At 66.2% G+C, this 6304-nt stretch carries 7 protein-coding genes; 4 read left to right on the forward strand and 3 right to left on the reverse strand.

Annotated elements, in window-relative coordinates:
• Window positions 1-6: 6 nt before the first annotated feature.
• Together DESFRDRAFT_RS11600 and thrB are read right to left on the reverse strand one after the other, a co-directional pair.
• The gene (locus DESFRDRAFT_RS11600) at window positions 7-603 is read right to left on the reverse strand and encodes a hypothetical protein (RefSeq protein ID WP_005994100.1); all 597 of its coding nucleotides are present in this window, start codon (window positions 601-603) and stop codon (window positions 7-9) included.
• Window positions 600-1130 carry a homoserine kinase gene (gene thrB / locus DESFRDRAFT_RS11605; RefSeq protein ID WP_043794660.1) on the reverse strand — a complete coding sequence of 177 codons (531 nt, stop codon included), beginning with the start codon at window positions 1128-1130 and terminating at the stop codon, window positions 600-602. The genes DESFRDRAFT_RS11600 and thrB overlap by 4 nt, the downstream gene beginning before the upstream one ends.
• 162 nt (window positions 1131-1292) lie before the next feature.
• Between thrB and DESFRDRAFT_RS11610 the strand changes: the two genes are divergently transcribed.
• From DESFRDRAFT_RS11610 to DESFRDRAFT_RS11625, 4 genes are all read left to right on the forward strand, one after another.
• The gene (locus tag DESFRDRAFT_RS11610) at window positions 1293-1907 is read left to right on the forward strand and encodes a D-sedoheptulose 7-phosphate isomerase (protein WP_005994102.1); all 615 of its coding nucleotides are present in this window, start codon (window positions 1293-1295) and stop codon (window positions 1905-1907) included.
• A gap of 42 nt (window positions 1908-1949) precedes the next feature.
• Window positions 1950-2186: an FmdB family zinc ribbon protein gene (locus tag DESFRDRAFT_RS11615; protein ID WP_005994103.1), complete on the forward strand. Its 237-nt coding sequence runs from the start codon at window positions 1950-1952 to the stop codon at window positions 2184-2186.
• Between the two features lie 121 nt (window positions 2187-2307).
• Window positions 2308-3240, forward strand: a complete 933-nt coding sequence (hemC, locus tag DESFRDRAFT_RS11620) for a hydroxymethylbilane synthase (RefSeq protein ID WP_005994105.1) — start codon at window positions 2308-2310, stop codon at window positions 3238-3240.
• 2 nt (window positions 3241-3242) lie between these two features.
• Window positions 3243-4550 (forward strand): hypothetical protein, encoded by a 1308-nt coding sequence (locus DESFRDRAFT_RS11625; RefSeq protein WP_005994107.1) that lies wholly within the window; start codon window positions 3243-3245, stop codon window positions 4548-4550.
• Window positions 4551-4631: 81 nt separating this feature from the next.
• On the opposite strand, the gene DESFRDRAFT_RS11630 is transcribed toward DESFRDRAFT_RS11625, so the two are convergent.
• Window positions 4632-5837 carry an iron-containing alcohol dehydrogenase gene (locus DESFRDRAFT_RS11630; RefSeq protein WP_005994108.1) on the reverse strand — a complete coding sequence of 402 codons (1206 nt, stop codon included), beginning with the start codon at window positions 5835-5837 and terminating at the stop codon, window positions 4632-4634.
• Window positions 5838-6304 lie beyond the last annotated feature (467 nt).

Consider the following 6304-nt stretch of genomic DNA (forward strand, 5'->3'; position numbering starts at 1 on the left):
AAACCGTTACTCCCCCGGGCGTCGCAGCATCATCTCGGCCAGCGTCATGTCCACCTTGGGCGGCCGGCCGGCCTTGCCGCCCCAAAGCTCCATCTCCAGCCCGGCCAGACGGCGCAAAAGCGGCGTGCGGTCCATGGCCTTGATGTTCGGGTTGGCTTCGGCCAGCCGTTGGCACGGCCCGCAGCCCGGAAACTCCCGCACGCCCATGCCGCCGATGAGCACATTTGGCACGCCATGCAGCCGGCAGATCATGAGCCGGTGGTCGTAGACCCCGCACAGCCCTTCGTCGTTGAGCGGGCACATGATGCGCGGCGTCTCGCCACGGGCGACCGCCTCCCGGACACCCGCCACATATTCCCTGGCCCGCTCAAGATAGCGCTCCCGGCGCTCGTCCGGCAACGCGTCGAGGCCCTTGTGCAAGTACAGCCACTCCACGAGGGTGTGGTGCTGAAAAAAACTCACGCAGCAGTTCTCGGCGCAGCCGGCGCAGGACAGCCCGGCGGCCGCGGCGGCGGCGGTGTAGGCCGCGTCCATGTCGGCATACAGCGTGGCCAACTTGGCCAAAACGGTCCGCCTGCGGGAAGCGGGAAACGATAGGCTCACGAAGCGATTCCTTTGAGTATTTCCTCGACGCACGCCTCGGGCGTGACGCCGCAGCTGGTCACGGTCACATCGGCCGCCGCCGCGTAAAGCGGCTGGCGCTCGGCATAGACGTCGGCAAGGGTCATCCCTTCCGGCACGACAAAGGCGCGCGCCCCGGGATCGCCCACCCGGGCAAGAAACGTGGGCAGGTCGATGGAAAGATAGACCACCGGCCCGCAGGCGCGCAGCCGGGCCACGGCCCGGGGGCAGTACACGACGGAGCCGCCCGTGGCCACCACGCACCGCTTGACGCCGAGCCCGGCCACCACATCCTCTTCCAGACGCAAAAAGCCGGCAAGCCCCAGGCGCGTGAGCAGATCGGCCAGACGTTCGCCGGTGGTGGCCTCGATGAGGCGGTCGGTGTCGAGACTGGCCCAGCCCAGATGCCGGGCAAGCAGCGTCGCCAGGGTGGTTTTGCCCGCCCCGGCCATGCCGATGAGGCTTACGCAGCGCTCATCCGATATTCGGCCAAGTAAAGGTGGTTGCATGGGGTCCGCGTCGGCCGCCGTTGCGGCGAAAGGTCTCTTAGCCTTTTTCGCGCCGATTTCATAGCGGCCCTTGCCGTTCACCCCGACGTTGTCAGAAAGCCGGCCTTTGGCTAAGAAGGGGCGGGCGCGGCGCTTTTCGACGTCGCGCACATGGGGGAGGCCATGTCGGAAACAACGTTACGGCTGATCGCCGCCTATACCGAGGAAGCGAACGCCCTGCGCGCGCGTTTTTTTGCCGAAAACGCGGCCCTTGTCGACAAGGCTGCCCGCACCATGGCCGTGGCCCTGGCCAAGGGCGGCAAAATTCTTTTTTGCGGCAACGGCGGCTCGGCCGCCGACGCCCAGCATCTGGCCGCCGAGTTCGTCAACCGGTTCGAGCTGGAGCGCCCGCCCCTGCCGGCCATGGCCTTGACCACCGATACGTCCATACTTACCGCTATAGGCAACGATTACGGCTTCGACCTGGTTTTCGCCAAACAAGTCCAGGCCCTGGCCCAGCCCGGCGACGTGGTGGTCGGCATCTCCACCTCCGGCAACAGCCCCGACGTGCTCGCGGCGTTGCGGGCGGCCCGGGAAAAAGGCTGCGTCACCATGGGGCTCGCCGGCCGCAACGGGGCCATCGTGCCGCTTTGCGACCTGGCCCTGCTCGTGCCCCACGAACGCACGGCGCTCATCCAGGAAGTCCATATCGCCATCGGCCATCTGCTGTGCAAGTTGACCGACCATTACCTTTTCGAGGCCGTGGTGGAACTCGGCCCCTATCTCGACGCGGGATAACCCCCGGCCGCCACCAGCCCCACAGTTGAAGGAGTCTTGCGTATGCCCATCTATGAATACACCTGCCAGAAGTGCGGGAACCAGTTCGAGGAAATCGTCTCCAGCTCGGCAACCGAATGTCCGCCCTGCCCGAAGTGCGCCTCGAACGACACCAAAAAACTCATGTCCTCCTGCCGCACCCGCACCGGCGCCGGCCAGACCGGCGCGCGCACGGCCACGTCCTCCTCGGGCGGCGGCTGTGCCGGCTGCTCCGGCGGCAGCTGCGCCACTTGCCACTGATGCCCTTGTGCCCACGCCACTGAGGCGATTTCCGAACAGACAACCAGACCGGCCCCGGCGGAACGCGAATCGTCCGCCGGAGCCGTCTCAACCGACGCGTTCCAAAGCGTCCGGACAGCGCATGCGCGATAAACTCGTCATCGCCACACGGGGCAGCAAGCTCGCCCTGTGGCAGGCCAACCACGTCGCGGCAAGGCTCAAGGAGGCCCATCCCGGCCTGGCCGTGGACCTGCTCCCCATCAAGACCAAGGGGGACAGGATTCTCGACGTGCCCTTGGCCAAGGTGGGCGGCAAGGGACTTTTCGTGAAGGAGATCGAGGAGGCGCTCCTCGACGGGCGGGCCGATCTGGCCGTGCATTCCATGAAGGACGTGCCGGCCGAGCAGCCGGCGGGGCTCGTGGTCGGCATCACGCCCAAGCGCGAGGACCCCTGCGACATGCTGCTCTCCGTGGCCTACGACGGCCTCGACGCCCTGCCCGAGGGGGCCAAGGTCGGCACCAGCAGCCTGCGCCGCAAGGCCCAGCTCACCGCCCTGCGCCCGGACCTCGCCATCGTCGATCTGCGCGGCAACCTGGACACGCGCGTGGGCAAGCTCACCGACGGCCTGTTCGACGCCATCGTGGTGGCCCGGGCGGGGCTTAATCGGCTGGGACTTTCCGCGCCCAAATCCGAGCGCCTGTGCCCGCCGCGCTTTCTGCCCGCCGCGGCCCAGGGCGCGCTCGGCATCGAATACCGCTTCGACGACCGGGAAACCGCCGCCATGCTGGCCTTTTTCGACCATCCGGAAAGCCGCGACGCCGTGGCCGCCGAACGGGCCTTCCTGGGCCGCCTGGAAGGCGGCTGCCAGGTGCCCATAGCCGCCCATGCCGTCATCGACGGCAACCTGATTTCCATCGACGGACTGGTGGCCGACCCGGATACCGGCCGCACCTTCCGCGACGTGGCCACAGGCAAACGCGACGACGCGGTGGAACTGGGCAAGAAACTGGCCGATTCCGTCCTGGCCATGGGCGCGCGGGCTATTTTGGACGCCGTATATAAAAACGTGCCCTGAGCATGGCCAAAACCGCTCTCAAAAACGGCCTTTTCGCCCTGGTATGCGCCGCCATCCTGGCCTGCATGTGCTCCATGGCGTTCCAGAGCCGCTTGAATGTCCATCCCGACGAGCTGGACCACGTCAACGCCGGGCGCTATTTCATCAAGTACTGGGATTTCCCGGCCCTGGACGATCCGCGCCTGGCCCACACCTTCAGCAACTACGGCGTCACCTATCTCCAGCAGCTCGACGTGGTGTATTTTTTCGCCGGCAAATTCGCCCGGATCGTCCTGCCCTTCGTCGGCAAGGACTATCTGGCGCTGCGTTTTTTCAACATCTTCCTGTTCGCCATCCTCATGGCGCTCTTTTTGCGGCTGCCGGACAAACGCAAAATCGCCTTCGTGCCGCTTTTCATAACACCACAAATATGGTATGTTTTCAGCTACTTCAATGGTGACGCCTTTCCTTTTTTCCTGACGTTCTGCATGGTCTTCATCGCGGCCGGGTTCGACCCGCCGGTCTCCCCCCTCCGGCTTGACCCGCGCGACCGCGACTTCCGGCGGCTTTTATGGCTGGGGGCGCTGCTCGGCATGGTGTGCATCTCCAAGCAGAACTATTACGTCTTCGCCGCCTTCCTGCTGGCCTATTTCGGCGTGTGCGGCCGGGCTGTGGGCGACTTTCGCGCCGCGGCCAAAAACGCCGCCGTGGTGTTCCTTTTGGCCGGGGCGCTTTTCGCGGCGCGCTGGGGCTACAACGTCTACGTCAACCGCACGGTGCGACCCGAGTTGCCCACGCAAAACGCCGAGAAATACGCCCGGGACGACTACAAGCCCTCGGCCCAGGAAGCCGGCACCCAGTTCTGGGGCCTGCGCATGCGCGACCAGGGCCTGACCTATCCCCAGCTTTTCAGCATCTGGACCTGGCACATCTGGTCCTTTCGCACCTCGTTCGGCGTGTACGACTACATGAAAATCTACGCGCCCTTCATCTTCTACCGCTACATCGGCTATCTGCTCTGGGCGCTTATGGGGGCGCTGGCCCTGGCCCTCATCATGCACGGCGGCCCGGGCGGCATCGCGGCGGTGATGACCTTTCTGGTCTTCGCCGGCCTGACCATCTTCCAGTCCACCTGGCACTCGTGGGTCGCGGATTTCCAGGCCCAGGGGCGCTATCTCTTCCCCATCGGGGCCATGGCCGGCATGATGCTGGCCCGCTTCGCCAAGGCCGCCGACCGCACCCTGCCCGTGACCATGCCCTTGGCCGCGGCCATGCTCGTCCTCTCGTTTTATTCCTTCATCTGCGTGGGCCTGGCCAACATCCCCAGGTAGCCGCACGGCCACGCGCCGCATCCTCGAAACGCCAGCTGGCGTTTCGAGGGCTCCACCGACCGGAGCGACAGCGGGAGACGGCTAGGATTCGAGCGCCTGGTGAAACAGCCGGGCCACAAGATCCGCATCCACCCGGATCGGGGAATACGGCAAGAGCATTCGCGACAGCGACGATTTGAGCACCAGCCGGGAAAGCGCCGGCACGTCGGCTCCGGTGAAGCAGGTTCCAATGCCCGTGGGCTGGCCCACGGCCGTAAAAAATTCCTTGAGCCTGTCCACGGCCAGGCGGGCCTCGCCGGGCACGCCGGTCAGTTCCGGGGCGATGGGGGACAGGATGTCGGCCAGGATTTCCGGCGCGGCGGGATAGAGGCTGCGCAGCACGGCCGGCAGCACCATGCCGATCCCCTCGCCGTGGGGGATGTCGGCGCAAAGCGCGGCCATGGCGTGCTCCAGGGTATGGGGCAGATGGGGCATGCCGCTGTCGAAACTCATGCCGGCGATGGCCGAGGCGTACATGAGCCAGTAGCGGGCGGCCAGATTGCCGGGCTGGGCGATGGCCGTCGGCAGGCAGGCGGCGATGAGGCGCACCGCCTCCCGGGCCAAAGCCACGGCGTAGGGCGAGGCCCCGACGGCCGTGGCCGCCTCCAGGGCGTGGGTCAGGGAGTCTATGGTCGACGAGACGGTATGCCGGGCCGGCAGCGAAATCGTCAGCGCCGGGTCCTCGATGGCGTAGGCCGGATAGAGATGGGGCGAGCGCAGGGCCGGGCGGTGCTCGCCGTCGGTGGGGGCCATGGCCAGGGCGGTGCATTCCGAGCCGCCGCCGTGGGCGGTATTGACCGCGACAATGGGCGCGGCGGCGGTGATCGGCACGCCTTTTTCCCAAAAATCCGCCGCGCCGCGAATGGGATGGCGCAGGAGCACGGCCACGACCTTGGCCGTGTCGATGACGCTGCCGCCGCCGATGGCCAGCACGGCCTTGGCCTGCATGTCCCGGCCGCGGCGCGCCGCCGCCTCGCAACTGGCGAAGGTGGGGTTGAGCCGCACCCCGTCGAAATGTTCGAACGTCACGTGGCGCTCGAGCATGGGCAGGACCGTGTCCCAGGCCCCGCTGGCCGTGTAGGCCGTGGCGTCAGTGACCACGAGCACTTTGTCCCGGCCCGAGAGGGCCATGTCGGCCAAAATGCCGTCCAGGCCGGCAAGCGCGCCCACGCCGCAGGTAATCCGCGGCGGCGTCGGCCGCAAGACGAACACCTTGTGAATATCGATCTTTCCTTCCCACCCGCCCATAATCCGCCTCGCCGGTTCGGGTCCGGCCATGCCTGGCGCGGCACGCCGGGAGCTTTTGCATCAATTCTCGTGCCATCAAAATTCCTCCTATTATTATAGTATATTAGCACAAACGCGCCACGGACCACCAAGACAACCCTTTCCCGAGACGCCCGACCGTGTCCCCGGCAACGCCCTTCGGGGTCCCGGCAAGAGCCGCCAGACGGGGGTTCCCGCTAATGGGTAACGAGGAAACACCCCCCGGCCACGCCTGGGAATTAATGACCCGTTTTCGCAACAAGCAAACCTATCCCACAAAAAAACGCCGTAACCCCGCCCGGTACGGCGAGGCCACGGCGTCCTTTCCGGCAAAAACTTTTCGTTACGGCGCCACAGTGGTGGAGCGGGTCACGTTGCCGGTTTGCCCCTGCGGTCCGGTATAGGTGGTGGAGTTGGTCCAGGTCTTGGTGACCGGGTCCCAGTGGCCG

Origin of the sequence: Solidesulfovibrio fructosivorans JJ] (genome assembly GCF_000179555.1) — a bacterium.
Classification (GTDB): Bacteria; Desulfobacterota; Desulfovibrionia; order Desulfovibrionales; family Desulfovibrionaceae; genus Solidesulfovibrio; species Solidesulfovibrio fructosivorans.

Bases quoted from the DNA above. Each gene is read 5' to 3' on its own strand.
- thrB (WP_043794660.1), bottom strand. From the start codon at position 1,130: ATGCAACCACCTTTACTTGGCCGAATATCGGATGAGCGCTGCGTAAGC.
- DESFRDRAFT_RS11610 (WP_005994102.1), top strand. From the start codon at position 1,293: ATGTCGGAAACAACGTTACGGCTGATCGCCGCCTATACCGAGGAAGCG.
- DESFRDRAFT_RS11615 (WP_005994103.1), top strand. From the start codon at position 1,950: ATGCCCATCTATGAATACACCTGCCAGAAGTGCGGGAACCAGTTCGAG.
- hemC (WP_005994105.1), top strand. From the start codon at position 2,308: ATGCGCGATAAACTCGTCATCGCCACACGGGGCAGCAAGCTCGCCCTG.
- DESFRDRAFT_RS11625 (WP_005994107.1), top strand. From the start codon at position 3,243: ATGGCCAAAACCGCTCTCAAAAACGGCCTTTTCGCCCTGGTATGCGCC.
- DESFRDRAFT_RS11630 (WP_005994108.1), bottom strand. From the start codon at position 5,837: ATGGGCGGGTGGGAAGGAAAGATCGATATTCACAAGGTGTTCGTCTTG.